We start from the raw sequence: 23,393 nt of genomic DNA, 5'->3' as shown, positions 1-23,393 counted from the left end.
GGAGCGACGCCGCGCGCCCGGTCCGTTTCATCGAGACCCGCCATTGGGCGAGCAAGAACGCCGGAAGGTCGCGCATCGGAACGCCGAATTGCTGTTCGGGATCGGCGCGGAGGCGTTCCGCGCGGGCATGCCTCTGGCTAGGCCGCCCTTGCCACCTTCCGCCCGCCGCTGATCGCCTCCGCCGCAACCCGTCCGGTCTGGGCACCGCCGTTCATATATCCGGGATAGGCTTCGGAGAGATGCTCGCCGGCGAAGTATATCCGCCCCGCCGCAGGCACATGGCGCTCAGCGGGGTCGTCCGATTCGACGCAGAGCAAACGGGCGAAGCGCGTGATCTGGCCGGGTCGGAAATTGACATAGGCCCCGAGCGTCAGCGCCTGCGCATGCCAGTTGGTTTGGGCGAGGGGGCCGGTAAAGGCCTGCGCGAGCCCGGGTATCGCCGACGCCGCGCCCTCGGCGAAGCGCGCGGCGAGCGCAGAGGACGCCTCGGCCTTGGCACGCCGCACTTCGTCGCCGCCGAGAAACCAAGTCCAGACCGGCGCGGCGCCGTCGGCGCGGTGAACGCTGCCGTCCCAGCCGAGCGCCCAGCCGGCATCGGCCCGGGTCTGCCAGAGTTCGCCTCCCACCCCCATCGGTCCGCGCCACGGCGTATTGCCGGCGCCTGCCTGAATCTTCTCGTTATGGCCCAGCGCCATTTCGGCGATGAATTGACGCCAGATCGCCGGCAGCGGCACGCGCCAGTCGATCTGGCGGAGCAAAGGCGCCGGCACCGCGACGATTGCCGTCTCCGCCTCTTCGGTCGATCCATCGAGGAAGGCGAGGCGCACGCCGGCGCTTGCCCGCTCGATCCGCGCCAGTCTTTTGCCCGTGGTGATGCGATCGGCATAATGCGTCGACATCACGTCGATCAGCGCGCTGCTGCCGCCCTCGATCACAAAGCGCTCGTCCGATTCGCCGAGCACTTCGATTCGCTCGCCGTCGACCGTCGGCAGGTTGAACACCAGTTCGACTGCAGAGGCGTAAGCGGGCTCGACGCCATATTCGGTGCGGCTGGTCGCCTCCATCAGCTGCCGCACCCAAAGCGGCGCCATCAATGCGCGATGCTTGTCGAGATATCCCGCGATCGACATCCGGTCGAGTTCGGCGGCGACGCGGTCGAAATCCTTCTCGAGCCGCGCCGAATCCTTGTCGATCTGCGCGGCGATCGGGCGCAGCGCCTCGGCGAGCTCGGAATCGGTCAGCAGCCGCCCGTCGCCGAGGATCAAGGTGCGGTGCGGCTCGGCCTTGCGGTCGACCAGCTTGATGGCGAAGCGCTTGCACAGCGCCTGGATGTCGGCGTGATCGGTGTTGACCAATTGCCCGCCCACTTCGAACCAGGTGCTGCCCGCCGGCCGATGCGTGAACATGCGCCCGCCGGTGCGGTTGCGCCCTTCATAGACATGCGCGTCGACGCCCGCCTCGCGCAGGTGATGCAGTGCGCTCAGCCCGGCGATGCCGCCGCCGATTATCGCCACGCGGCCCCCGGCAAAGGCATGCGCCGGGCGCGGCAGCGTCGTGGCCAGCCCCGCCGCCGCGATTCCCTTGAGCAGAGCGCGCCGCGTCGCGCCCGGGGAGCCCGGCACCGGCGGCTTTTCGCCCGCCTCTGCGAGGTTGCGCGTCCGCGCCGTCGCCAGCGCGCGCCATACCATGCTGCTGCCCCGCATCGTCCCCTCCGTGCCCGCTTACGCCGAGCTTGCCATTGGAAGGCCATTCCGCCAAGCCGCGCGACCATGGATGCACCCGTTCCCAATCGCTGGGTCATGGAGATCGCCCCCTATGTGCCGGGGCGCTCGACCACCGATTCCGGCACCAAGGCCGTGAAACTCTCCTCGAACGAGAACCCGTTCGGCACGCCGGAGGTAGCGCGTGCGGCCTTTGCGGCGGCCGCGTCGCAGCTCGAACGCTATCCCGATGCCAGCGCGGCCGAACTGCGCGAGGCGATCGGCGCGCATTACGGGCTCGATCCGGCGCGGATCATCTACGGCACCGGATCTGACGAAGTGCTCCATCTTGCCACCGGGGCTTATGCCGGTGTCGGCGACGAAGTCATCTATGTCCGCTACGGCTTCGCGGTGTACGACATCGCCGCGCGCCGCGTCGGCGCGACGCCGGTGGTGGCGCCCGACACGGACTATGCCAGCGACGTCGACGCGATCCTCGCTTGCGTGACCGCGCGGACCAAGCTGATCTTCATCGCCAATCCGAACAACCCGACCGGCACTTATACGCCCCGCGCCGACATCGCCCGGCTCCACGCCGCGCTGCCGCCGCACGTGCTGCTGGTGATCGATCAGGCCTATACCGAATATCTCGATCCCGAGGACGATGACGGCGGGCTCGATCTCGCCCGCAACACGAAGAATGTGCTGGTCACGCGGACCTTCTCAAAGATCTTCGGGCTCGCCTCGGAGCGGGTCGGCTGGGGCTATGGCGCGCCGGAGATGATCGACGCGATGCACCGCATCCGCGCGCCGTTCAATTTCAGCACCGCGGCGCAGAAGGCGGCGGTGGCAGCGCTGGGCGACCACGCGTTTGTCGAGCGCAGCTATCGCCATAATCGCGCGTGGCGGGGCTGGTTCGCCGATCAGATCGAGGCGATGGGCAATAAGGGGCTGCGCGCGGTCCCGTCCAAGGCCAATTTCCAGCTCGTGCTGTTCGAAGGCGAAGTGACCGCCGAGCACGCATACAAGGCGCTGATGGAGCGCGGCTATATCGTCCGCTGGCTGCCGGGGCAGGGGCTGCCGCACGGGCTGCGCATCACCATCGGCACCGAGGACGAGATTCAGGGCGTCGCCGCAGCGATCCGCGAGATAATGGGGGCCTGATGCTGCCGTTCAGCCGCGTCGCCGTGATCGGACTGGGCCTGATCGGCTCGTCGATCGCGCGCGGCGTCCGCCAGCACATGCCGAGCGTGCGCGTCACCGGTTACGACGCGGATCCGGCGGTCCGCGAGACTGCAGTGCGCATCGACCTGTGCGATGACATCGCCGACACCGCCGGCACAGCGGTGATCGACGCCGATCTGGTGGTGCTCTGCGTCCCCGTCGGTGCGATGGGGGCGGTCGCGGCGGAGATCGCCGCCGATCTGCCCGCCGATGCGATCCTCAGCGATGTCGGTTCGTGCAAGGAAAGCGTGATCGAAGCGGTCCGCGCTGCGTTGCCCGACGCGGTATTCGTCCCTGCGCATCCCGTGGCAGGCACCGAGAATAGCGGGCCGGAGGCAGGCTTCGCGTCGCTGTTCCACCATCGCTGGTGCATCATCACCCCGCCTGAAGGCACCGAGCCCCTTGCGATCGAGCGCGTCCTCGAATTCTGGCGACGGCTGGGCGCCGAAGTCGAGACGATGGAGCCCGCGCACCATGATCGCGTGCTCGCGGTCACCAGCCACTTGCCGCATCTGATCGCCTATACGATCGTCGGCACCGCTTCGGACCTCGAGGAAGTGACCGCGTCCGAGGTCATCAAATATTCGGCGGGCGGCTTTCGCGACTTCACGCGGATCGCGGCTTCCGACCCGACGATGTGGCGCGACGTGTTCCTCGCCAATCGGGAGGCGGTACTCGACATGCTCCAGCGTTTCTCCGAGGATCTGACCGCGCTCCAGCGCGCGATCCGCTGGGGCAAGGGCGACGAATTGTTCGAGCTGTTCAGCCGCACCCGCGCCGTCCGCCGCTCGATCATCGATTCGGGCCAGGACGACGCCCGACCCGATTTCGGCCGCTCGCACGATTAGGCGCTGCGGGTCAGTTCGCTCCGACGCGCCGTACGTCGTTTCCGACGCCCGAAAGGTCCATTCGCGGCGCTCCGGTCGACCGCCAACGGATCTTGTGATCGGACCCCGCGACGACGAGCACACCTTTCGGGGCTATCGATACGGTCACGACATTGTTGTTGCCCGACACGTCCAAGGCCGCGCAGGTCCCGGTGAGCGTGATGACATGATCGGAGCCGAGGATGTCCACCCGCCGACCGTCGCACTTTATGGTCCGCTTGTGTCCGTTGCCGCTCACTTCGATGTGCTGCGCGTCGATCTCGATCGCGCCGACCGCGTCTTGCGAGCGGGTGGCGGATAAGGTGACCGCGGGAGCGACGCATCCGACAAATGCGGCCGCAGAGAAGATCATGGTCCGAAAATAGGGCAAGGTTAGTCTCCACATTTCAGGTTCTAGGGGCTGGTGTTTCTTCGAGGGCCTCCGGTCTCGACGGCCCGTTGATTGCGTTGATCTCGCGGTGAACGTGCGCCTCGATCTCTTCGCGCTTCAGGCCCGTCGGAATCGGTTCGCCGAACCGGAAAGTCACCAGCCCGGGCAGCATCGGGCCGTGCTTCGGCCAGACTCTCGCGGTATCGAGCGCGATCGGCACCACCGGCAGTCCGACCGCGCGGTACAGCCCCGCCAGGCCCGATAGCACGGGCGGTCTCTCCCCCATGGCCGAGCGCGTGCCTTCGGGGAACAGGATCACCGAGCGTCCTGCGGCACCTGCTGCCTTGGCCTCGCGCATCATCTGGCGCAGCGCCGACGCCGCGCCGCTGCGGTCGATCACGATCACGCCGTAGCGCCGCGCCGCCCAGCCCCACACCGGGATGCGGGCATATTCCTGGCGCATGACCACCGCTGGCGCGTCGAGCATGCGGACCAGCTCGAACGTCTCGAAGAACGATTGGTGCTTGGCCGCGTAGAGCGCGGGGCCGGCCAGCGGATTGCCCTCGATCCGGGTACGGATCCCGGCGAGGTTGCGCGCACACCATGCATGATATTGGGTCCAGAGCAGCACCCAGCGGCGAAACGCGCGCTGGCCGAACAAGGCTGTCACCGGCGCGAGCAGCACGATCAGCGCCGACAGGCCGTAGAATGCGCTCTTGAACAGAATCGGCCGAATCCCATCCATCAGCCGGCGCCGATCCACAGCGCGATCCGCCGGACCAGGAATTTGTGATATTCGCGGAACAGCACGCGCCAGCCCGGGCTGTTGGGTCCGCTGCGCACCGCATCACCGACTACCTCGACATCGCCACCCAGCGTGCTGCGCAATTCCATCCGCGCGCGCGGCATGTGCCAGTCGGTCGTCACCAGCCGCACCGATTTGAAGCCGTGGCGCTGGACCCATTTCGCGGTCTCGTCGGCGTTCGAGCGGGTGTCGACCGCCTGCCAGCCGAGATCGATGCAGCACGCCATCAGCTGGCGGTCGATCTTGAACTGCACCGCCAGCTCGACCGGGCGGACATCGGGATCGACCCCGCTCACCAGCATCCGCTTCGCATCGCCGGCGCGCAGCACTGCGAGCCCGCGGTCGATCCGCCCCCCGCCACCGGTCAGCACGACGATCGCATCGGTCTTGCGGCCGTCGAGCGGCTTGCCGAGCGAGAACAGGAACAAGGCGAAGCCCAGCGCCCAGGCGAGCAGCAGCAGCAGGCCGATGCGCCAGATCACAGCCGTTTGCCCAAGGTGCGCAGCACCGCGACTCGCGCCGCGAGCGTCGAGAGCAAGGCGAAACCCAGCGGCAGGAGCAGCAGCAGGAACCAGTCGCGCTGCTGGAGTGCGATGCCGCCCAGCATTTCGGAGCCGACCGCGCGCAACCGCGCCTGCAGAAACCAGACGAGCATCAAAGCCGCCGCGGTGCCGGCGATCCCGCCCAGCAGCGTGTCGAAAGCGATGCGCCGCTGAAACAGGCGGGCGATCTGAACGTCGGTCGAACCCAGCATGTGGAGCACATCGATCGTGTCGCGGTGCGTGTCCAGCCCCGCGCGTGCGGCGAGCAGCACCACCGCGGCGGTGGCGCCTGCGATAAGCAGCATCAGGCTCACCGCCAGCCAGCTCATCGTCGCCATGAAGCTGCGCACCGGCGACAGCCATTGCGCGTGGCGATCGACTCGCGCGCCCGGTGCGATCCTCCGCGCCGCCTGCTCGATTGCAGCGAAGTCGCCGCCACGCGCCTCGACGTCGATCATTGCCGGCATCGGCAGATCGGGGTCGAGCCCGGCGTCGCCCAGCCACGGCTTGAGCAACCGGGCGAGATGTGCGCGATCGACTTCGCGGACGCGAGTCACACCGGGGAGCTTTGCCAGCGTCGCCACCATCGCCGCCGCCTGGCTGTCGCGCAGGCTCGCGATCGGCTCGACGATCTGGACCGTCAGTCGCCCCGAAAGTTCGCGATCGAGTTGTGCGGTTGCGGCGAACATGCCCAGCCCCAGCGCGCCCGCGAGCACGGTGAGGAACAGCATGATCGCCATGATCCACGTCATCGCGCGCGTCGACCGGCCTTCGTCGAGCAGGCGCCGGTCGGCGGCATTGGGGCTGAGGCTCAGGATCATGACTGGCCCGGCGGGTTGCGCAGCACCCCGGTGGGATCGCTCAATTTGCCATGTTCGATCCGCATCATCTGGGCGTTGGGAATGCGGTGGAGCAAATGGAAATCGTGAGTCGCCACCACCACGGTTGTGCCGAGCCGGTTGAGCGATTCGAACAGATAGAGCAGCCGCTCGGCCATTTCGGGATCGACGTTGCCGGTCGGCTCGTCGGCGACGAGCAATTCGGGCCGCGCGATCACCGCCCGGGCGATCGCGATGCGCTGCTGCTCCCCGCCCGACAAGGTCGGCGGCCTGGCGCGCCCGCGCTCGGTGAGCCCCACCCAGGCGAGCATCTCGCGCACCGGCGCCTCGATGTCGCTCTCCTGCACCCCCGCGACGCGGAGCGGCAGCGCGATATTGTCATAAGCGGAGAGATGCGGGACCAGCCGGAAGTCCTGGAACACCACGCCGATCCGGCGGCGGAACCCCGGCAGCCTTTGCCGCGGCAAGGCGCCGGCATCCTCGCCGAACAGCCGGATCACCCCTCGCGACGGCCGCTGGGCGAGGTACAGCAATTTGAGCAAAGACGTCTTGCCCGCGCCGGACGGCCCGGTCAGGAAATAAAAGGATCCGCTCTTGAGCGTGAAGCTGACGTCCGAGAGCGTCTCGGTACCCGTGCCATAGCGCAAGCCGACATTCTCGAACTGGACGATATTGGCCATTCGCCGGCGCCGGCCGCTCCTTGCTTTCAGGTGGCGGACGGCATCGCACAGGCGAGACCCGGGCTCAAGCGATGGCGGCATGCATGACGCAAGCGAGACTCTTGTAGGCCCGATTCGTTACAGCTAGAATCGCGCCACCTGGCCAGTGGGCAGCCGGGCGGGTGAGACGCTTAGATGATCCTCGAATGCAGCCAGTGCCGGACCCGGTACCTCGTTCCCGATAGTGCGATCGGAGCCGAGGGCCGTACGGTGCGGTGCGCCAGCTGCAAGCACAGTTGGTATCAGGCGCCCGCCCTCCTCGACCGCACGACGCGGTCGGTGCCGGCCGAGAGCCGCCCCGCGCCTGCTCCGGCGGCGGCACCCGCGCCGGTGTCTGCCGTCAGCGTGAAGGCTAGTCCGGTCCGCGCACAAATAGCCGAAGCCGCGCCTGTGCCGGTCGCCGCGCGGTCTGCGCGGCCCGAGCCCCGCGCCGAGCCGCCTGCACCGCGCGTCTACGAAGACCCGCTTGCCCAGACGCCACCCGAATACGACCCGTTCGCGCCGCCGCCGCGGTTCAAGCCGCGCCGCAATCCGGCGAAGCGCTGGACCGCCGCCGCGGTGATCGCCGGCGTCTCGATGCTGCTCGGCGCTGGCGCCATCCTATATTCGGGCGCGCCGGGCATCGCCGCCCAGCTCGGCCTCGGCATCGGCGGCGAGGCCGAAACGCCTTTGCGCTTCACCGACAAAAGCGTCGAATTGCGGCCGATGCCCAATGGCAGCGAGGCGTTTGTCGTCTCGGGCAAGGTGATCAATCCCACCGGCGAGCAACAGCGCATCCCCGATATTCGCGTCGAGCTGCGCGATGGCGCCGACCAGCTCGTCTATAGCTGGCGGATCACGCCCGAGAATCGCGCGCTGGGGGCCAAGGCTTCGCTCGACTTCACCGGGGCCAAGCTCGACGTGCCGCCCAACGCCAAGGTCGTAGAACTCAGCTTCGCTAGCGAGATCGGCGGCTGACCCAGCCGAGCCGCAGGCCGTGCAGCAGTGCGGCCGTCATCATTCCCAATCCCGAGGCGAGCACCAGCCCGTTCGGTCCATAGCCACCATGCACCAGCAGCACGCCCAATCCGCCGGTGATCACGAAGAAGGCGATGATGCCGTTGACGCCCGCGATCACCTGATCGCCGAGCGAGCGCAGGGCATAGACGAACACCACCTGCACCCCGTCGAACAGGATGAACGGCGCCCATAAAACCAGCATCGCCGCAGCGAGATGATGTACTGGCCCGGTCGCGGGGAAGATCGCGACCACGGGCAACGCCAGCGCGATCAGCAGCAGCGACAACAGCCCGGTGGCCAGAGCCGCCAGCATCGCCGCGATCGCGGTTCGCCGCGCCGCTTGTTCAGGCACGCCTTCGCCCATCGCATTGCCGACCCGCACGCCGGCGGCGGAGCCGAGCCCCAGTGCCACCGCGAACGTGACGTTGTGGATCGAGAAGACGATCTGGAAAGCATGCGCGGTGGTCGTCCCGAGCCGGGTCGATAGCGCGATCAGGATCGCGAAGCCGATGAGCTCGAGCCCCGAGGCGATGGCCGGCACGAGCCCGAACCGCGCGAGCCGCCATGCCCCGCTCCACGATTCCCGGCTGCCGAGCGCGGAAAGGTCGTGGACACCGCGCGAGGCGGCGCGCGGCAGGGTCCAGGCTGCGCCCACCATGCCGACCGCCCCCAATGCCGAGGCGATCGCAGTCGCCAATGCGGCGCCGGGCGCTCCCATCCCGGCCATGCCGAACTGTCCGGTCGCGAAGACCCAGGCGAGCAGCGCATTGAGCGGCAGGATCGCGAGATTGACGACGGTGACGCGGCGTGGCCGGCTGACGCCTTCGAGGAAGAAGCTCACCGCGATCATGATCAACTGGAACGGATAAGCGAGCGCCATGAGCTGCACGACATGCGCCGCGGCGGGAGCGATGTCGGGCGCGACGCCGAGGCCGATCAGCATCGGCTCGGGCCACAGGAACAGCGCGCCGCCGCTGACCAGCCCCAGCACCAACGCGAGCAGCAAGCCCTGGTGCAGCACCCGACCGGTCTCGCGCAGCTCGCCGGCGCCGTCGGCGCGCGAGACATAGACGAGGATCCCGGTGAGCCAGCCCAGCCCGACCACGATGCCCGGGAAAGTGAGCGATCGGCTTGCTCCCAGCGCCGCCGCCTCGCTCGTGCTCACCAGCCCGACCACCGCGACGTCGGTCACATGCAGGATCGTCCAGTTGAGGCTGGTCAGCACCACTGGCCAGGCAAGGGCAAGGATACGGCGCATCTCGGCGGAGAGGTTGGGGGAGAGCAACATGGCGGGGCCGCCGCCTGTAGGGGTATCTGCGGATTAGTGAAAGCGTGCGGCGATGGCTTGCATGCCTCCAAACGCTTTGCTAGGGGCCGCGCCTTACCAGACGCCGGGACCTCCCCGGCGAGTTTCACGTGCGGTCGTGGCGGAACTGGTAGACGCGCAACGTTGAGGTCGTTGTGGCCGAAAGGCCGTGGAAGTTCGAGTCTTCTCGACCGCACCAGAAACCCCCGGGCGCCGCGGCGCGGCCCCGATTTTCTCCAGCCTTGGCACAATTTTGCGACAAGTCGCTTGTAGCGAGCGGTTAATGCCGGCCCGTGCAGGGTCGTGCCTGCATGTGTCGGGAGTGAGCAATGGTGAAGTGGGGATGCGCGATCGGTGCGCTGATGGTCGGTGCGCTGCCGATGGCAGCACAAGCGCAGGACCAGGCGGTGCCGGCGCCGCAACCCGTGCCGACCTCGGCGCAAGCTGCCCCTGCGGCCGCCCAGTCGGCGTCGCAGGAAGATCCCGAAGAGGCGCCCGCCGAGGACATCGTCGTCACGGGCACCCTGCGCGGCGCGGTGCCGGGCGACGTCAAGCCGGAGGTCCAGCTCGGGCCGGCGGAGATTCGGGCATATGGTGCTTCAAACGTCACTGAATTGATGAACGCGCTGTCGGCGCAGCTCGGCAGCGGCTCGGGGCGGGGCGACGAACAGCCGGTGATCCTGCTCAGCGGCCGGCGCTCTAGTCTCGCCGAAATCCGCAACCTGCCGACCGAGGCGATCGAGCGGATGGACATCCTGCCGGAGGAAGCCGCGCTTCAATTCGGTTATGGTGCCAATCAGAAGGTCGTCAATTTCGTGCTGCGGCGCCGATTCCAGGCGCTCACGACGGTATTCGAAGGGGCAATGCCCACCGCTGGCGGCAATTCCGGCGAGGGGTTCAACGCCAACCTCCAGAAGATCGGTCGCAACGAGCGGCTTGAGCTCGACGTCAAATATGGTCAGAATTCGGGTCTGCTCGAGAGCGAACGCGGGGTTTCGCGCGCTACCGCGTCGTTGTTCGACATCCGCGGCAACGTCACCGGTTTCGACGGGGGCGAAATCGATCCTGCGCTGAGCGCGATTGCCGGGCGTCCGATCACCGAGGCGGGCGTGCCGGCGGGCGCGGACGGCTCTGCCCCGACGCTTGCCGGATTCGCCGGAACCGCCGGCACGCGCAACGTCAGCGATCTCTCCCCCTATCGCACGCTTTCCGGCGGGGGGGCCGCGCGGCAGTTCGGCGAGAACACCGCGCCGCTCAGCGGCACGCCACAAAAGAATTTCGCAATCACCGGCACCTACACGCCGGCGATCTCGGACAAGGTCAGCGCTGTCGCGACCGTGGGCTTCACCTCGAACCATAGCGATTCGCTGCTCGGCCTGCCCAGCGCGACGCTGCTTCTGCCGGCGGGCAATCCCTTTTCGCCGTTCGCGAATGACGTGCAGCTATATCGCTATTACGATAATCTGGCGCCACTAACGCGCTCGAGCGACAATCGGGCGATTACCGGCAATCTGAGCGTCAACGGCACCAGCTCGCCATGGCTCGCCAGCTGGAATTGGTCGCTTCAGGCGGACTACCAATACCGTGAGACCAAGTCGGTCACCGCCACGGGGATCGAGTCCGCCGCGGCTCAGGCGTTGCTCGATGCGGACGATCCCGGCTTCAATCCGTTCGGGCCGATCGCTTCGTCACTGGCGATCCTGCGGCCCGACCAGATCTCGAAATCGAACCGGAACCGCGCCAATGTCGATTTCTCGACATATGGTGCGCTGTTCAAGCTACCTGCCGGCGACGTGCGCGCCAGCGTGCGCGTGCTAGGCCGGACAGAAGACCAGCACAGCGTATCCTCCATCGCGAACCGCTTCCAGTCGAGCGACATCGGGCGTGACACGGGCAGTATTCGTGGCAACGTTACGTTTCCGCTCACCAGCCGTCGGACCGGCGTGCTCGATGCGATCGGCGACTTGTCGATCACCGGCAATCTGGAGGTCGAGCAGTTGTCCGACTTCGGCCGGTTGACCAGCACCACATATGGTCTGAGCTGGTCGCCGGTCCCACAGGTGCGCGCGAATATCAGCGTAGCGAACGACCGTAACGCACCCGACCCGAGCGAGCTTGGCGATCCGGTATTGGTGACGCCGAACCGGCGCGTGTTCGATTTCGTCCGAAACGAGAGCGTTGACATCACGTCGATCGCCGGGGGTAATCCGCTGCTGCAGGCTGAAAGCCGCCACGTATTCAATGCTCGGGTGAACATCCGCCCGCTGACCGAGACCAATCTCAACATCAACGCCAGCTACAGCGATTCGCGCTCCCGCAATCCGACTCTCGGCTTTCCGGGCGCCACCGCGGAGATCGAGGCGGCCTTCCCGGACCGGTTTACCCGCGACGCCGACGGGAGGCTCCTCAGCGTCGACTATCGGGCGATCAATGTGGAGCGGCGCGATAACGCCCAGCTGCGTTGGGGGATCGATCTCACCATCCCGATCTCCTCGCCCCAGGCCAAGCGGCTGCAAGAGCGCCGCACCGCCTTCCAGGCGGCGATGGCCGAATCGCGGCGCACCGGCCAGCCGCTGCCGCCGGAGTTCACTGCACAGCAGGAGCAATTCCGCCGCCTGGGCCAGCAGCAGAGCCTGTTCGGCAGCAACCAGCGCCGTCCCGGGCAGACGCAAGGTGAGGGCCAAGGCCAAGGCCAAGGGCAGCAGGGCCAGGATCGGAGCCGCGATCGAGAGGGGCAGGGGCCGGGCGCCGGCGGCTTCCGCGGCGGGCCCGGTGGTGGCGGTGGGCGAGGCTTCGGCGGTGGCGGCCGCGGGGGCTTTGGCGGCGGCGGCAACATCGTCCGCTTCACGCTCAACCACACCTGGATCCTCAAGGACGAGATCCTCATCCGGCAGGGATTGCCCGTGATCGATCGGCTCGACGGATCGAGCGCCCAAGCCGTGGCCGCGCACCAGATCGACGCACTGGCCGCGGTGAAGCGTGACGCCTGGCTGCTCCAGGCCACCGCCAATTGGCAAAGCGGATCGCAGCGGATGACCGGCGCGATCGGTAGCCAGACGCAGCTCGACTTCGGCAGTCTCGCAAGGATTGGCCTGCTCGCCGAGTTCAACCCCGGGCAGGATGTGGATTTCCTGCTAAAGCACCCTTGGTTCCGCGGATCGCGCATCCAACTCCGCCTCGAAAATCTGTTCGACGCGAAGCAGCGGGTGACCGATCAGAATGGCGAGGTGCCGTCGGCCTATGCCCCGAACCTGATCGATCCGCTGGGGCGCGTCGTCCGGCTGACCTTCCGCAAGCAGTTCTTCTAACCGAACGCGACGTCAGCGTGCGGCGAGTGTTGGCTGGCGGATCGAGCGACCGAAGCGCTCGCCTTTGCCCTGATCCATGATCCGCCGGTAGAGCAGGGTGATCGAGACGCGGCGGTTGCGCGGGTCGGTGGGGGTTTCGACGATCAGCGGCTCGCGATCGGCAACGCCTTCGATCCGTTCGAAGCGCAGCTCGGGCACGCCGCCGCCCGACAGCCGGCGGCGGGTCGCCTCGGCGCGGCCGCTGGAGAGCATCCAGTTGTTCATGTTGCGCGGGTCGCCATAGCCGAGGCTGTCGGTATGGCCGCGGATCATGATCGGGTTCTCCATACCCGCGATGCTCTCGGCGATCGTGCCGATCAGTGCGCTGGCATCGGTCACCAACGCCGTCGTGCCGAGATCGAACATCGAATAATTGGCGTCGTCGAGCAAGTCGATCCGCATCCCGTCACGCGTCGCGACGAAGCGGATATGCTTGGCGAGCTTGGCCAGTTGCGGCCGCGCGCGCATCTTGTTCTGGATCGCTCTGGCGGTGTCGTTGAAGTTCTTCTGGTCCTGCTCGGTCAGCGCGCGCTGGTCCTTGAGCGTGCCCTTCTCGCCGGTGCCGACATCCTTGCCGCCGACCCCGCCTACGGGCACGGTCAGCGACCTGGTGCCGGTCTGCGAGGCCTTGCCGGGATAATTGTCCTTGGCGTTGATCGCGTCGCCGCCGAACAGCCCGTTCGAGCCGGCGCTGTTCTGCCTGAGCTCGACGAGCGTCGGCGCGAAATAATCGGCAAGCGCCTTGCGCTGCTTCTCGGTAGTCGCGCCGAGCAGCCACAGCAACAGGAAGAACGCCATCATCGCGGTCACGAAATCGGCATAAGCGACCTTCCACGCGCCGCCGTGATGGCCGCCATGGCCTTCGACGTAGATCTTCTTGACGATGATCTTCGGCGGCTGGTTCGATCCGTGGGGCGCGCGCGCTGCAGCCATGACGTCAGCGTCCGCGCAGGCCGTCGAATACTTCGCCGAAATTGGGCTGGTTGGCGTGGGCGATGCCCGAACGCGCCGCCTCGATCACCAGGGGCTGCGGATGGCCGTGGAGCGAGGCGATGATGATCTGCTTGACGGTGTGATAGATCGCCGCGTCGGCGTCGATCACTTGCTGGAGCCTGGTCGCGAGCGGGCCGACGATGCCGTAGGCGAGCAGAACGCCGAGAAAGGTGCCGACCAGCGCTGAGCCGATCATCCCGCCGAGGATGCTCGGCGGCTTGTCGATCGAGCCCATCGTCTTGACCACGCCGAGCACCGCCGCGACGATGCCCAGCGCCGGCAGCGCGTCGGCCAGCCCCTGCAAGGTGGTCTGCGGGCTCTGCACTTCGTGGTGGTGGGTCTTGATGGCGTTATCCATCACCTCTTCGACCGCGTGGACGTCGAGCGTGCCCGAGGACACCACGACCAGCCGCAGCGTATCGGTGATCAGGTTGATCAGCGTGTGATCCGCGAGCAGCCGCGGATATTCGACGAATATCGCCGACGATGCAGGATCCTCGACATGCGGCTCGAGCGCGATCGGCCCTTCGGTTCGCAGCATCTTCATCAGCTTCGAGACGAGGAAGATCGTGTCGAGATAGTCCTGCTTCTTGTATTTGGGACCCTTGACGACTTTCATGAAACCGCTGCCCAGCGCCTTTAATTCCTTCATCGAATTGCCGATGATCAGCGCGCCGAGCGCGGCGCCGCCTATGATCAGCATCTCATGGGGGAGGGCGTGGAGCACGGGCCCTAGCGCGCCGCCGGTGATGACGAACCCGCCGAACACCATCGCAATCAAGACGACAAAGCCGATCAGCACAAACATGCGACTAAACTTCCCCCTGTGCCGCTACTCGGCCACTCGCTTTGGTAAACGACCGCTTCGCCGTAAGTTTGAGCGGAAAATCGTGTGCTTGGCTGCGACGCCTCAGAGATAGTCGAACAGCGACAGGCTGGAGAGCTTGGTGAAGCTCGCCTGGGTCGCCTGGAGGATCGTCAGCGTCTTCTGGAGCTCGGTGACAGCGACCGTCACGTCGGTGTCCTCGAGCGCCGAGCGCACGTCCTCGCGCGCTTCGCCGGCGGCGGTCAGCCGGTCGGTGTCGAGCTCGAGCCGCGCCGAGCGCGCGCCGGCCGAGGCCCGCGCCAGCGTCACGCTCTCCAGTGATCCCTTTATCCCGCCGAGCGCGGTGTTAGCTGCCGCCTTGACGTCGCCGCCAGCGCCCAGCGCTGTCGCGAAATCGGCGAGGACGGCAAACACGTCGCTACTTCCGGCCGCAAAGGCGCGGGTTCCTGTCACGGTTCCCTGGATGCTGACGCTCTCGCCAATCGGTATCGCCGAAGGCTCGCCGGTGCCGGCGAACGTGATCGATCCGTCGGCATTGCGGACATAAGCGACATCACCTGTCGCGCCGCCGAACAAGGGTTGGCCGCGTACGTCCCTGGTATTGGCCAGCCCGAAGAGCGTGTCGCGGATCGATTCGAGTTCCTTGCCGATCGCCGCGCGATTGGTGTCCGAGAGCGTGCCGTTTGCCGCTTGGGTGGCCAGCTCGAGCGCGCGGGTGATTTGCGCCTCGACGCTTTCGAGCGTGGTGTCGGTCTGTGCGAGCAGCCCCTGTGCCATGCCGATATTGGCGGCATAGGCGCCGTCGTCGGCGCTCTGCCGGCTGATCCCCTGCAGCCGCAGATAGGCGCCGGCATCGTCCGAAGGCGCGAGCAATTTCTTGCCGGTCGCGATCTGGATCTGGGTTCGGTCCGCCTCGGCGGTGAGCCGCGTCATCAGCGACGCGGGGCGATTATAGAGCTGCGAAGTCGCGACGCGCATGGGTCAGCCTCACCGGATCTCGAGGATGGAATTGAGCGTGTCGCGCGCGATCTGGATCACGCGGCTCGACGCCTGATAGGCTTGCTGGAAGCGGATCAGGTCGACCGCCTCCTCATCGACATTGACGCCTGTCGCCGCGGCGCGCTCCGAAACCGCCGAATCTCGCATCGCAGTCTGCGCCTCGGCCACCGACCGGCGCGCGGAGAGCGCGGCGGCGTTGGCCGAGGTGACGCTGGCGATCGTGTCCTCGAAGCGGCCGCTGCCGCGCAGTGCCTCCAGGCCGGCGAGATTGCCGTTGTCGCGGATGCCCTTGCCGGGCGCCGCGGCGGCGATGCCGCGCGGGTCGTCGAGCATGAGCGTGAGTTTGTAGGCGGGGTCGCCGGCCGCGAACATCGGCGCGCCGGCAGTGCCGTCGAGATCCTCGCCCGCCGCCTGGACGGTGTTGATGCCCTCGGCGAAGGCGGTCGCGAGTTTATTCACTTCGTCGAGCGCGCCGGCGATCCGCTCGGCACCCTCGGCGAAGCCGGCCAGCACGCCGCCGTTCGGGAACACCGGGCTGCCCTCGCCCTGGAAATGGAGCGTATAGGCGACGAGGCCTTCGTCGCTGCGCTGATAGGTGATCGCGCCGGTATTCTCGCCCTGGACCAGCACCGGACCCGCCACTCCGCCGACGCGGACGATCGCGCGGCCGGAAGTGTCGGTCGTCACCGAGACGTCGGTGATCGCGCTCATCTGTTCGAGCAGCCGGTCGCGCTCGTCGAGCAAGGCGGCCTGGCCGCTGGTGCCTTCCTGCTGGCGCCCGAGCCCGGCATTGACTCGACCGAGCGACCGGGCCAGCGAATTGAGCTGGGTCGCCGCGGCTTCGGCGCTCTTGTCGAGATCTTCCATCGCGCCGTCGAGCGCAGTGCCGGTCGCGGCGAAGGACGAGGCGATGCTCGATGCGGCCTCTAGCATCGCGGCGCGCGGCGCCAGCGAGGCGGGGTCCGCCGCCACGGCCTTGGCCGAATTGAAGAAGCCGGTCAGCCGGTCGCCAAGCTTGTTGCCGGTCAGCGATTCCTCGACTCGCTGGAGCCATGTTGCCCCGGCCTCGGTCCTGGCGAGATCGGCGGTGGCGGTGCGCACTTCGGCGGTCTTGTAGACGTCGGCGGCGCGCGTCAGCCCACGGGCGACCACGCCCATGCCCTGCGCGGTGCCGGTGGTGATCCCGGCAGGGGCGACGACTTCGCGGATGTCGGTGGTCCGGCGCGAATAGCCGGCCGTACCGGCGCTCGCGATGTTCTCCGACACCGTGGTGAGGGCGGTCTGATAGGCCTTGAGGCTCGACAGGCCGATCGAGAGCATGTCGCTCATGGCGTACCCCCTTCGGGCGGCGCGGCGGGTTCGAGCGCGGCAGATCTGGCGAGGAACTCGGTCATTGCCTTGCCGATGCCGATCGGCGCGTGCGCGGCCATCGCCTGGGCGAGCTGCTGGTCCTGCATGTCGCGGAACTGCTCGGTCGCCTTGCTGTCGAACAGCCCGTCGCCGAGCTTGGCCGCGCGCATCGACTTGAGCATCATGCCGGTGAAGATCGCCTCGAAGCGCTTGCCGGCGGCGTCGAGATTGTCCTTCGACGCCAGCCGCGACGTGTCGGTCGACACGCCGCCGGCGAGGTTCGCGATCGGGCTCGGCGCGCTGGTCACAGGATCACCAATTCGGCCTTGAGCGCGCCGGCCTCCTTGAGTGCTTCGAGGATCGCGACGAGGTCGGCCGGCGACGCGCCGATCGCGTTCACCGCCTTGACCACGTCCGCGAGCTTGGGCCCGGGCTGGATCAGGAACATCGGCTTCTTCTCCTCCTCGACGTTCACGGCGCTGTGCTGCTCCGTCACGGTCTCGCCCTTACTAAACGGCAGCGGCTGGCTGACATTTTGGGCCTCATCGATACGAACGGTGAGTTTACCATGTGTCACTGCGGCCGGGCTGACCCGGACCGCGGAGTTGATCACCACGGTGCCGGTGCGCGCATTGACGATCACACGCGCGCGCGCCTCGGCCGCCTCGACGGTGAGGTTCTCGATCTCCGACATCAATTCGGCGCGGACATCGGCGCCGGCCGGGGCCTGCACCGCGATCGACACGCCGTCGATCGCGCGGGCGCGGGCTCCACCGAAGCGGCTATTGATCGCGTCCTGTACGCGCTGCGCGGTAGTGAAATCGGCGCGGGCGAGGTTGAAGGTGAGAAAGGGGGCGCGGTCGAAGCCGGTGTCGACGACACGCTCGACCGTCGCCCCTTCCGGGATGCGGCCGCTCGACGGGATGTTGACCACGATCCTCGAGCCGTCGGCGCCTTCCGCACCGAGCCCGCCGACCGCGAGGTTGCCCTGCGCCATCGCATAGATCTGGCCGTCGGCACCCTGCAGCGGCGTCAGGATCAACGTGCCGCCGCGCAAGGACTTGGACTTGCCCATCGACGAGACGGTGATGTCGAGCTTCTGACCCGGCTTGGCGAAGGCCGGCAGTTCGGCGGTGATCATCACGACCGCGGCGTTCTTGAGCGCGGGGCTGACGCCCGGCGGCAATTGCAGGCCGAAGCGCGAGGCGACGCCCTTCATCGACTGGACGGTATATTCCAGATTGTCGTCACCGGTGCCCGGCAGACCGACGACCATGCCGTATCCGGTGAGCTGGTTGGTGCGGATGCCCTGGAAGCCGCCCAGATCCTTGACGCGCTGCGCCTGCGCGGGCGCGATGACCAGCGTGGCGGCGAGAAGGGCGATGACGAAACGGATCATGTTGCGGGCTCCGCTCAGAAAGGGCTGAGGATCTGGAAGAACCGGCTCAGCCAGCCCTGACGGCTGGCGCGGGCGACATCGCCCTTGCCGGTGTAGGCGATGCGGGCATCGGCGACGCGGGTCGAGGCGACGCGATTGTTCGCGTCGATATCGGCGGTGCGCACGATACCCTTGATCTGGATGAACTCGTCGCCGCGGTTGAGCGTGACGCGCTTCTGGCCCTGCACCAGCATCGTCCCGTTGGGATAGACCGCGGCCACTGTCACGCTGACCTCGCCCGACAAGGCATTGGCTTGGTCGGCAGTGCCGGTCCCGGTGAAGTTGCGCGCGCCGCTGACACTGGCGTCGCTCTTGTTGAACAGGTTGAGCGCGCCGGTGGTCGGCGGCGTCAGCGAGAAGCCGCCGCCACTGTCGAGCTTGGTGCCCGCCGACTTGGAGGCGCTGGTGCGCTCGACGAGGACGATCGTCAGCGGATCGCCGACGCGGCGCGCGCGCATGCCCTCGTAGAGCGCGGCATAGCCGTCGCCTGCCTGGAAGATGCTGCCGTTCGCCGGCGCCGCCACGGGGACGGGCGCGGGAAGGGTGGCGGAGAAATCCTCCTTCGCCTTCTTCTTGCCCAACCCGAGGAACTGCGCCTTGGCGGGCGCGCTGGTGAAGGCGATCGCGGCGACGACGAGCGCGCCGGTGGCTAGGCCGGTGAGGAATTTCATCGCGGCCGCCTCAGATGTTCTGATTGACATATTTGAGCATCTCGTCGGTCGCCGAGATCATCTTCGAATTGACCTCGTAGGCGCGCTGGGTCTCGATCATGTCGACCAACTCCTCGACGACATTGACGTTCGAAGCCTCGAGCGCGCCCTGGCGGATCTTGGCGCGGCCGGCTTCGTTGGGCGCGCCGAGGCTCGCCGCGCCGCTGGCGGTGGTCTCGATCAGGAAATTGTCACCGGTCGCCTGCAGCCCGCCGGGATTGGGGAAGGTCGCGACCTGGATCTGGCCGAGCTGGCTGCCTTCGGTCTGGCCGGCGATCTGCGCCGATACGGTGCCGTCGGCGCCGATCGTGATCCCGGTGGTGCCCTCGGGGATCGTAATCCCCGGCATCACCTGATAGCCGTCGCTGGTCACCATCATGCCTTCGGCCGAGCGCGAAAAATTGCCGGCGCGGGTATAGCCGAGCTGGCCACCGGGCAGCTGGACCTGGAAATAGCCTTCGCCCTCCAGCGCGAGATCGAGTGACCCGCCGGTGTTCTGGAAGGTGCCCTGCGTCTCGACCCGGGCAGTGCCCTGGATGCGGACGCCGGTGCCAAGGTTGAGCCCGGTGGCGTATTTGGTCTCTGCGGTGCTCTGCGCACCCGGCGCGGTGACGACCTGATAAGCCAGCGTCTGGAACGAGGCGCGGTCGCGCTTGAACGCCGTCGTGTTGACGTTGGCCAAGTTGTTCGAGATCACCCGCATGCGCATGTCCTGAGCGTCGAGCCCGGTGCGCGCGATGTGCATTGCCGAGGAACCCATCGTCTAAATCCTTTCGTTACGCGGGCATCCGCATCAAAGATGCGGCGCTCTCGTCCATGGTCTTGGCTTCCTTGAGCAGGCTGGCCTGCACTTCGTAGCTGCGCTGGTTCTCGATCATGTCGACCAGCGCCTGAGTCAGGTTGACGTTCGATTGCTCGAGCGATCCCGCCGCGAGCTTGCCGTCGAGATCCTCGGGCAGCACTCCGCCGCCCTTGACGTGGAGCAGATTGTCGAGACCCTTGGCGGTCTGGCTGCCGGTGGGGCTGGCCAGCTTGATCCTGTCGATCACTTGCGGCTGGGTCGGATCGCCGCCCAGCGGCACGATCGAGACGGTGCCGTCCTCGGCGATCGCGATCGACTGGTGGGGCGGCACGGTGATGGGCCCCCCCGAGCCCATCACCGGGAAACCGTCGCCGGTTTCCAGCACGCCAGAGGCCGCGACCGACAAATCGCCGCGCCTCGTATAGGCTTCGCTGCCGTCCGCGGCCTGCACCGCGATCCATGAATCCGAAGTCACCGCAACGTCGAGCGGCCGCGCGGTCTGGACGATCGTCCCCGCCCGGCGGTCGAAATCCTCGACCTCCTCGGCGGCGAGCTGGCGGGTCTCGAGGCCCGAGCCCTGCAACACCAGCCTGTCGAAATTGACGCGCTCGGCCCGGAAGCCGATCGTCGACGCGTTCGCGATGTTGTTCGCGATCGTCGACTGCGCGGCCATCTGGCTGCGCAGCCCCGACATTGCAGTGTAGACGAGGCGGTCCATGGTCTAGCTCAGCTGCGGATGTTGAAGATGGTTTGCGAGATCTGGCTCGCGGTATCGAGCGCCTTGGCGTTGGCCTGGAAGTTGCGCTGCGCGGCGATCAGCCCGACCAGTTCCTCGGTGATGTCGACGTTCGAGCGCTCGACCGCGCCGGCCATCAGCCCGCCGAACCCGTTTGCGCCCGGCTCGCCGAGCCGCGGCTCACCCGAGAGGCCTGAGGCCGACCAAGTGCTGCTGCCGAGCTGGCGCAGACCGGTGGGGTTGGAGAAGCTGGCGAGCACGACCTTGCCCAATGCCTGGCTGTCGCCGTTGGAGAAGCTGGCGCGCACCGTGCCGTCATCGGCGATGGTGACGCCCTCGAGCTGACCGACCGGCGAACCGTCCTGCGAGCTCGCATCGATGCTGAACGGCGAATAGACCTGCGTCGTCGCGTCGCCGAAATCGAGCGTGATCATCTGCTCGGTGGTCGCACCGGGGGCGAGGAAGCCGAGAAAGCTCGTCGGCCCTGCCGGCGCGGTGAGCTTGCCGGTCCCGTCGAAAGTCATCGCGATCGGCTCGATGTCGTCGGGATCGGTGCCCGAGTTGAGCTGTTTGTCGCCGACGAACGAATAGGCCGTCCAGTCGCTGGTCGGCTCGGCGGTGGTCGGCGTCGTCTCGCGGACGAAATAGGTGGTCAAGGTCAGCGCGTTGCCATTGGCGTCGTAGATCGTGGTCTGCGCCGAATGATTATAGGTCGCCGGATCGAACCGGTCGAAGGCATAGGGCACGTCGGTCCAGCGATCGTCGTCCGACGGGATCACCGAATTGGCGTTGAGGTTGAGCGACAGGGTGACGTCCTCGGTCGCCTCGGGCTTGCCGCTGATCTGGGGCAGGCGCAGGCTGACCGTCGAGGCGATGCCGGTGGCGACCACCGCGCCCGAACCGTCGACCGGATAGACCTGCAATTTATTTCCCTGCGCATCGACGACATAGCGGTCCGAATCGACGAGGAAGCTGCCGTTGCGGGTGAACGACACATTGTTGCTCGCGTCGCTGCCCTTGACGATGAAGAAGCCCTCGCCCGAGATCGCGACGTCGAGCGCCGACGAGGATTGCGTGAAGCCGCCTTGGCTGAACTGCTGGCGGACCGATTTCACTACCGTGCCCGAACCGACCATCTGGGTCGGGTTCGAATTGGAGGTGGAGGCGATGACGTCGGCGAATTGCGTGGTCGAGCGCTTGAAACCGTTGGTCGAGACGTTGGCAAGATTGTGCGAGATCGTCGACATTTCGGTCTGGGCAGCCTGAAGCCCGCTGAGTGAAGTGAAGAAGGACATGTGCGTTACTCCTTGGGGTCAGCCGACTTGCCAGATGGCGTCGAGGGGGACCTGGCCGATGCCAGGAAGCGTGAGGACGGGCTTGCCGTCGGATCCGAGCGAGACGGTGGACACCGGCGCCCAGACGAGCGGGGCGGCATCGACCTTGGCGCCGGCGTTGAGCGCGGCGACCTTGACGGTGTAGGGGCCGGGGCCAGCCGCTTCGCCGTTGTCCAGCTTGCCATCCCAATCAAAGGCGACGGCGCCCGCGGCCTGCTTTCCGAGCGCGATCGTCTTCAATGGCTTGCCGTCGGCATCGCTGATCGCGACGTTGACGTCGGTAGCGTCCTTGGACAGCGCGACTGCGCCGGCGATCCCGCCGGACTCGCGCGGATACGCGATCGAGCCTTCGGTCAGCACGGTCTTGCCGACATAGCCGAGCGCGTCGCCGAGCGAAGTGCCGCCCAGCTTGGCCGCAATCGCCTTCAATGTCGTGCTCATCTCGGTGATGCCGGAGAGCGATGAGAATTGCGCCATCTGGGCGACCATCTGGGTGTTGTCGACCGGCTCGAACGGGTCCTGATTCTTGAGCTGCGCGGTCATCAGCGTCAGGAAGTCGCTCTGGTCCATCTCGGTCTTGCCGAGGCCGGACGTGTCCTTGGTGCCGTTGGAGGTCGCGCTCGACGCGCCGTAGCGGTTGACGCCGAGAGTCTGCAGCGTGCTATCGAAATCCATGATCAGCGACCCAGCTTGAGGGTGTCGACGATCAGCTGCTTGGCAGTCTGCATGACCTCGACATTGTTCTGATAGGTGCGCGACGATTCGAGCATGTCGACGAGCTCGCGGGTCTCGTCGACTGCGCTTTCCCAGACATTGCCGTCCTTGTCGGCGAGCGGATTGCCCGGGTCGTAGCGTTTGGTCGGCTCGGCGCCGGCGGTGACGATCTGCTCGACATCGACCGTTGACAGGCCCGAAGCCTCGTCGAACGCGCTGCGGAACACCGGCTTGATCGTGCGGTAGGCGGCCTCTGGGCTGGAAGCGACGGTGCCGGCGTTGGCGAGGTTCGATGCGGTGGTGTTCATCCGCAGCAGTTGCGCGGACATTGCGCGGCCGGAGACCTGGAAAATCGAGAGCGGCGGGTTACCCATGCTCATTCTCCCCTGAGCGCGCGCGTAATCGTCGAGATGCGGCCGTTCAGGAATGACAGGGTCGTCTGATAGGCGACAGCATTCTCGGCGAAAGCGGTCTGTTCAGTGGCGAGCTCGACGGTGTTGCCGTCCTGGCTCGGCTGCAGGGGCACGCGGTAGAGCGTCGCGGCGTCCATCGCGGCATCGCTCGAGCCGCCCGGCGTCTCGATCGCGGCGAGCGCGGTCTGGAAGTCGACGTCCTTCGCCTTATAGCCGGGCGTGGATGCGTTCGCGATGTTCGACGCGAGCACGCCCATGCGCTGCGAGCGCACGGCCAGCGCTGCGCCGTGTACGCCGAAGAGGCTGTCGTTGGGCATTGCACGTCTCCCGCACAAAAGTT

General features: G+C 67.1%; 24 protein-coding genes and 1 tRNA gene. 5 read left to right on the top strand and 20 right to left on the bottom strand.

Annotated elements, in window-relative coordinates; translation table 11 throughout:
- Positions 1 to 137: 137 nt before the first annotated feature.
- The gene (locus CVN68_RS14640) at positions 138 to 1,703 is read right to left on the bottom strand and encodes a flavin monoamine oxidase family protein (RefSeq protein WP_100282853.1); all 1,566 of its coding nucleotides are present in this window, start codon (positions 1,701 to 1,703) and stop codon (positions 138 to 140) included.
- A 66-nt stretch (positions 1,704 to 1,769) separates the two neighbouring features.
- On the opposite strand from CVN68_RS14640, the gene hisC reads away from it, so the two are divergent.
- Both hisC and CVN68_RS14630 read left to right on the top strand, forming a co-directional pair.
- Positions 1,770 to 2,864 carry a histidinol-phosphate transaminase gene (gene hisC, locus CVN68_RS14635; RefSeq protein ID WP_100282852.1) on the top strand — a complete coding sequence of 365 codons (1,095 nt, stop codon included), beginning with the start codon at positions 1,770 to 1,772 and terminating at the stop codon, positions 2,862 to 2,864.
- Complete coding sequence (locus CVN68_RS14630) at positions 2,864 to 3,772, top strand: prephenate/arogenate dehydrogenase family protein (RefSeq protein WP_100282851.1); 909 nt, start codon at positions 2,864 to 2,866, stop codon at positions 3,770 to 3,772. The genes hisC and CVN68_RS14630 overlap by 1 nt, the downstream gene beginning before the upstream one ends.
- Before the next feature lie 10 nt (positions 3,773 to 3,782).
- Here the strand turns inward: CVN68_RS14630 and CVN68_RS14625 are convergent, their stop codons facing one another.
- Genes CVN68_RS14625 through ftsE form a run of 5 tightly spaced genes read right to left on the bottom strand, consistent with a single transcriptional unit; the run spans position 3,783 to position 7,047 of the window.
- Positions 3,783 to 4,163, bottom strand: a complete 381-nt coding sequence (locus tag CVN68_RS14625) for a DUF3060 domain-containing protein (RefSeq protein WP_158298905.1) — start codon at positions 4,161 to 4,163, stop codon at positions 3,783 to 3,785.
- Positions 4,164 to 4,197: 34 nt separating this feature from the next.
- Positions 4,198 to 4,926: a lysophospholipid acyltransferase family protein gene (locus tag CVN68_RS14620; protein WP_100284426.1), complete on the bottom strand. Its 729-nt coding sequence runs from the start codon at positions 4,924 to 4,926 to the stop codon at positions 4,198 to 4,200.
- Complete coding sequence (locus tag CVN68_RS14615) at positions 4,926 to 5,468, bottom strand: YdcF family protein (protein WP_100282849.1); 543 nt, start codon at positions 5,466 to 5,468, stop codon at positions 4,926 to 4,928. The genes CVN68_RS14620 and CVN68_RS14615 overlap by 1 nt, the downstream gene beginning before the upstream one ends.
- The gene (locus CVN68_RS14610; protein WP_100282848.1) at positions 5,465 to 6,349 is read right to left on the bottom strand and encodes a cell division protein FtsX; all 885 of its coding nucleotides are present in this window, start codon (positions 6,347 to 6,349) and stop codon (positions 5,465 to 5,467) included. Before CVN68_RS14610 ends, CVN68_RS14615 begins: the two co-directional genes overlap by 4 nt.
- Positions 6,346 to 7,047: a cell division ATP-binding protein FtsE gene (ftsE, locus tag CVN68_RS14605; RefSeq protein ID WP_100282847.1), complete on the bottom strand. Its 702-nt coding sequence runs from the start codon at positions 7,045 to 7,047 to the stop codon at positions 6,346 to 6,348. Before ftsE ends, CVN68_RS14610 begins: the two co-directional genes overlap by 4 nt.
- 174 nt (positions 7,048 to 7,221) lie before the next feature.
- Between ftsE and CVN68_RS14600 the strand changes: the two genes are divergently transcribed.
- Entirely contained in the window at positions 7,222 to 8,043 is an 822-nt protein-coding gene (locus tag CVN68_RS14600; protein WP_100282846.1) for an MJ0042-type zinc finger domain-containing protein, read from the top strand.
- Here CVN68_RS14600 and CVN68_RS14595 read toward each other — a convergent pair.
- Positions 8,024 to 9,373: an MATE family efflux transporter gene (locus tag CVN68_RS14595; RefSeq protein WP_100282845.1), complete on the bottom strand. Its 1,350-nt coding sequence runs from the start codon at positions 9,371 to 9,373 to the stop codon at positions 8,024 to 8,026. The genes CVN68_RS14600 and CVN68_RS14595 overlap by 20 nt on opposite strands.
- Positions 9,374 to 9,503: 130 nt before the next feature.
- On the opposite strand from CVN68_RS14595, the gene CVN68_RS14590 reads away from it, so the two are divergent.
- Positions 9,504 to 9,590, top strand: a tRNA-Leu gene (locus tag CVN68_RS14590).
- Between the two features lie 130 nt (positions 9,591 to 9,720).
- Positions 9,721 to 12,699, top strand: a complete 2,979-nt coding sequence (locus CVN68_RS14585) for a TonB-dependent receptor (RefSeq protein ID WP_100282844.1) — start codon at positions 9,721 to 9,723, stop codon at positions 12,697 to 12,699.
- A 12-nt stretch (positions 12,700 to 12,711) separates the two neighbouring features.
- Here the strand turns inward: CVN68_RS14585 and CVN68_RS14580 are convergent, their stop codons facing one another.
- The 13 genes from CVN68_RS14580 to flgB all read right to left on the bottom strand — a co-directional run bounded on the left by CVN68_RS14580 (position 12,712) and on the right by flgB (position 23,370).
- Positions 12,712 to 13,671 (bottom strand): flagellar motor protein MotB, encoded by a 960-nt coding sequence (locus CVN68_RS14580; protein WP_100282843.1) that lies wholly within the window; start codon positions 13,669 to 13,671, stop codon positions 12,712 to 12,714.
- 4 nt (positions 13,672 to 13,675) lie between these two features.
- Positions 13,676 to 14,539: a flagellar motor stator protein MotA gene (gene motA / locus CVN68_RS14575; protein ID WP_100282842.1), complete on the bottom strand. Its 864-nt coding sequence runs from the start codon at positions 14,537 to 14,539 to the stop codon at positions 13,676 to 13,678.
- Positions 14,540 to 14,641: 102 nt separating this feature from the next.
- A complete protein-coding gene (gene flgL / locus CVN68_RS14570) occupies positions 14,642 to 15,535 on the bottom strand; it encodes a flagellar hook-associated protein FlgL (RefSeq protein ID WP_100282841.1) in 894 nt (297 codons plus the stop codon).
- A gap of 9 nt (positions 15,536 to 15,544) precedes the next feature.
- Entirely contained in the window at positions 15,545 to 16,885 is a 1,341-nt protein-coding gene (gene flgK / locus CVN68_RS14565) for a flagellar hook-associated protein FlgK (RefSeq protein WP_100282840.1), read from the bottom strand.
- Entirely contained in the window at positions 16,882 to 17,214 is a 333-nt protein-coding gene (locus tag CVN68_RS14560) for a rod-binding protein (RefSeq protein WP_233503366.1), read from the bottom strand. The genes flgK and CVN68_RS14560 overlap by 4 nt, the downstream gene beginning before the upstream one ends.
- Positions 17,211 to 18,305, bottom strand: coding sequence for a flagellar basal body P-ring protein FlgI (locus CVN68_RS14555; RefSeq protein WP_100282838.1), 1,095 nt, complete (start codon positions 18,303 to 18,305; stop codon positions 17,211 to 17,213). Before CVN68_RS14555 ends, CVN68_RS14560 begins: the two co-directional genes overlap by 4 nt.
- 14 nt (positions 18,306 to 18,319) lie before the next feature.
- Positions 18,320 to 19,015, bottom strand: a complete 696-nt coding sequence (locus CVN68_RS14550) for a flagellar basal body L-ring protein FlgH (RefSeq protein WP_100282837.1) — start codon at positions 19,013 to 19,015, stop codon at positions 18,320 to 18,322.
- A gap of 10 nt (positions 19,016 to 19,025) precedes the next feature.
- Positions 19,026 to 19,814 carry a flagellar basal-body rod protein FlgG gene (flgG, locus tag CVN68_RS14545; protein ID WP_100282836.1) on the bottom strand — a complete coding sequence of 263 codons (789 nt, stop codon included), beginning with the start codon at positions 19,812 to 19,814 and terminating at the stop codon, positions 19,026 to 19,028.
- Between the two features lie 16 nt (positions 19,815 to 19,830).
- Positions 19,831 to 20,574 carry a flagellar basal body rod protein FlgF gene (locus CVN68_RS14540; protein WP_100282835.1) on the bottom strand — a complete coding sequence of 248 codons (744 nt, stop codon included), beginning with the start codon at positions 20,572 to 20,574 and terminating at the stop codon, positions 19,831 to 19,833.
- 8 nt (positions 20,575 to 20,582) lie between these two features.
- Positions 20,583 to 21,887 (bottom strand): flagellar hook protein FlgE, encoded by a 1,305-nt coding sequence (locus tag CVN68_RS14535; RefSeq protein WP_100282834.1) that lies wholly within the window; start codon positions 21,885 to 21,887, stop codon positions 20,583 to 20,585.
- A gap of 18 nt (positions 21,888 to 21,905) precedes the next feature.
- Entirely contained in the window at positions 21,906 to 22,601 is a 696-nt protein-coding gene (locus CVN68_RS14530) for a flagellar hook assembly protein FlgD (RefSeq protein ID WP_100282833.1), read from the bottom strand.
- Between the two features lie 2 nt (positions 22,602 to 22,603).
- A complete protein-coding gene (gene flgC / locus CVN68_RS14525) occupies positions 22,604 to 23,014 on the bottom strand; it encodes a flagellar basal body rod protein FlgC (RefSeq protein WP_100282832.1) in 411 nt (136 codons plus the stop codon).
- Between the two features lie 2 nt (positions 23,015 to 23,016).
- Positions 23,017 to 23,370 (bottom strand): flagellar basal body rod protein FlgB, encoded by a 354-nt coding sequence (gene flgB, locus CVN68_RS14520; RefSeq protein ID WP_100282831.1) that lies wholly within the window; start codon positions 23,368 to 23,370, stop codon positions 23,017 to 23,019.
- Positions 23,371 to 23,393: the final 23 nt, after the last annotated feature.

It is taken from the genome of Sphingomonas psychrotolerans (assembly GCF_002796605.1).
In the GTDB taxonomy this organism is placed as follows: domain Bacteria; phylum Pseudomonadota; class Alphaproteobacteria; order Sphingomonadales; family Sphingomonadaceae; genus Sphingomonas; species Sphingomonas psychrotolerans.
This window is presented reverse-complemented; position numbering and strand designations above follow the sequence as displayed.

Bases quoted from the DNA above. Each gene is read 5' to 3' on its own strand.
- CVN68_RS14610 (WP_100282848.1), bottom strand. From the start codon at position 6,349: ATGATCCTGAGCCTCAGCCCCAATGCCGCCGACCGGCGCCTGCTCGAC.
- CVN68_RS14580 (WP_100282843.1), bottom strand. From the start codon at position 13,671: ATGGCTGCAGCGCGCGCGCCCCACGGATCGAACCAGCCGCCGAAGATC.
- ftsE (WP_100282847.1), bottom strand. From the start codon at position 7,047: ATGGCCAATATCGTCCAGTTCGAGAATGTCGGCTTGCGCTATGGCACG.
- flgG (WP_100282836.1), bottom strand. From the start codon at position 19,814: ATGGGTTCCTCGGCAATGCACATCGCGCGCACCGGGCTCGACGCTCAG.
- hisC (WP_100282852.1), top strand. From the start codon at position 1,770: ATGGATGCACCCGTTCCCAATCGCTGGGTCATGGAGATCGCCCCCTAT.
- flgB (WP_100282831.1), bottom strand. From the start codon at position 23,370: ATGCCCAACGACAGCCTCTTCGGCGTACACGGCGCAGCGCTGGCCGTG.
- motA (WP_100282842.1), bottom strand. From the start codon at position 14,539: ATGTTTGTGCTGATCGGCTTTGTCGTCTTGATTGCGATGGTGTTCGGC.
- CVN68_RS14620 (WP_100284426.1), bottom strand. From the start codon at position 4,926: ATGGATGGGATTCGGCCGATTCTGTTCAAGAGCGCATTCTACGGCCTG.
- CVN68_RS14535 (WP_100282834.1), bottom strand. From the start codon at position 21,887: ATGTCCTTCTTCACTTCACTCAGCGGGCTTCAGGCTGCCCAGACCGAA.
- CVN68_RS14530 (WP_100282833.1), bottom strand. From the start codon at position 22,601: ATGGATTTCGATAGCACGCTGCAGACTCTCGGCGTCAACCGCTACGGC.
- CVN68_RS14625 (WP_158298905.1), bottom strand. From the start codon at position 4,163: ATGATCTTCTCTGCGGCCGCATTTGTCGGATGCGTCGCTCCCGCGGTC.
- flgK (WP_100282840.1), bottom strand. From the start codon at position 16,885: ATGAGCGACATGCTCTCGATCGGCCTGTCGAGCCTCAAGGCCTATCAG.
- CVN68_RS14640 (WP_100282853.1), bottom strand. From the start codon at position 1,703: ATGCGGGGCAGCAGCATGGTATGGCGCGCGCTGGCGACGGCGCGGACG.
- CVN68_RS14555 (WP_100282838.1), bottom strand. From the start codon at position 18,305: ATGATCCGTTTCGTCATCGCCCTTCTCGCCGCCACGCTGGTCATCGCG.
- CVN68_RS14550 (WP_100282837.1), bottom strand. From the start codon at position 19,015: ATGAAATTCCTCACCGGCCTAGCCACCGGCGCGCTCGTCGTCGCCGCG.
- CVN68_RS14630 (WP_100282851.1), top strand. From the start codon at position 2,864: ATGCTGCCGTTCAGCCGCGTCGCCGTGATCGGACTGGGCCTGATCGGC.
- CVN68_RS14585 (WP_100282844.1), top strand. From the start codon at position 9,721: ATGGTGAAGTGGGGATGCGCGATCGGTGCGCTGATGGTCGGTGCGCTG.
- flgL (WP_100282841.1), bottom strand. From the start codon at position 15,535: ATGCGCGTCGCGACTTCGCAGCTCTATAATCGCCCCGCGTCGCTGATG.
- CVN68_RS14540 (WP_100282835.1), bottom strand. From the start codon at position 20,574: ATGGACCGCCTCGTCTACACTGCAATGTCGGGGCTGCGCAGCCAGATG.
- CVN68_RS14595 (WP_100282845.1), bottom strand. From the start codon at position 9,373: ATGTTGCTCTCCCCCAACCTCTCCGCCGAGATGCGCCGTATCCTTGCC.
- flgC (WP_100282832.1), bottom strand. From the start codon at position 23,014: ATGGGTAACCCGCCGCTCTCGATTTTCCAGGTCTCCGGCCGCGCAATG.
- CVN68_RS14600 (WP_100282846.1), top strand. From the start codon at position 7,222: ATGATCCTCGAATGCAGCCAGTGCCGGACCCGGTACCTCGTTCCCGAT.